The organism is Psychrobacter sp. ANT_H3, assembly GCF_027919975.1.
In the GTDB taxonomy this organism is placed as follows: domain Bacteria; phylum Pseudomonadota; class Gammaproteobacteria; order Pseudomonadales; family Moraxellaceae; genus Psychrobacter; species Psychrobacter maritimus.
The window spans coordinates 1-1,277 of sequence record NZ_JAQISM010000053.1 but is presented as its reverse complement, the minus strand read 5'-3'; the positions used below and the strand labels follow the sequence as shown (position 1 = coordinate 1,277).

The 1,277-nt window shown below is 43.4% G+C and carries 1 protein-coding gene; it reads left to right on the top strand.

Translation table 11 applies throughout. The features are described from left to right. Positions 1-65: 65 nt before the first annotated feature. A protein-coding gene (locus tag PG901_RS13570; protein WP_271134699.1) for an IS3 family transposase occupies positions 66-1,231 on the top strand; the annotation gives its coding sequence in 2 pieces (ribosomal slippage) (positions 66-324 and positions 324-1,231; 1,167 coding nt in all). The last annotated feature ends 46 nt before the right edge of the window (positions 1,232-1,277 follow it).

The window sequence follows — 1,277 nt, the reverse complement described above, 5'->3', positions numbered from 1 at the left end:
TGAGCTATGCTGAAGAAACCGTACAACTAAACTTGGTAAACTAAGCACAATTATAGGAGTTTACCATGACCAAGAAATTAAGAACCTACAGTAACGAATTTAAAGCTGAAGCTGTCAAGAAGATAGCAGATAATAATGGCAATATCTCAGCTACTGCAAAGCAGTTAGGTATTGCCATGCAAACGCTATCAAACTGGCATAACAAAGCCAATCAAGGCAAGCTTGTTGGCACAGAGCAATATGATCCTGACCTTATGAGTGCTCTTCAAGAAATAAAGCAGCTCAAGCGTCAGCTCAAAGTGGCTGAAGAGGAGCGCGAGATTCTAAAAAAGGCGACCGCGTACTTCGCGAAAAACAGCCCGTAAAGTACGCTTTTATCAAAGACAATCGTCAGATATTTAGCACCACTACTATGTGCCGTGTATTAAGCGTTAAGCCCTCAAGCTACTACGATTGGCTAAGTCGTGACATCAGCGAACAGCAGGTACACCGCAATCAGTGCGAGCTACTAGTTAAAGCCGCTCACAGTGAAATGAAAGAACGTTATGGCGTAGATCGATTGCATGCTCATCTAAGCAAACAAGGCCACAACATTAGCCTGTATATGGTAAGAAGCATCAAAGAGGAACACGGCATCAAATGCCGTCGTCATAAGCGCTTTAAAGTCACTACTGACTCAAACCACAACAAGCTGGTCTATGACAATGTATTAAATCAGCAGTTTGATATGCAAAGACCGAATCAAGCGTGGGTCAGCGACATTACCTATATTTGGACAAGCGAGGGTTGGCTGTACTTAACGGGGGTCAAAGATTTATACACTAAAGAATTGATCGGCTACGCCATTAATAAGCGCATGACCGCGGATCTAGTATGCCGTGCACTGAACATGGCCATTAAAAACAAACGGCCGAGCCAAGGGCTGCTTGTACATTCTGACAGAGGCAGTCAATATTGTAGCCATGCGTACCATAAGATTATCGAGCAGCATAAGTTTACAGGCTCAATGAGCGGCAAAGGTAATTGCTATGACAACGCACCTATAGAAAGCTTCTGGGGCGTCTTGAAGAATGAACTAGTATATCATCAAGATTATAAAACGAGGTTTGCAGCCACTAGCGATATCATTGGGTATATTGAGCTGTATTATAATCAGACTAGGATTCAAAAGGGCTTGGGCTATCGAGCGCCAAGACAGGTGTGGTTTGACTACTATCGTCAGGCTGCGTAATTAAAATCTCCCAAGTTTGGTTCTACGGATTTGACAGCATGGGTCA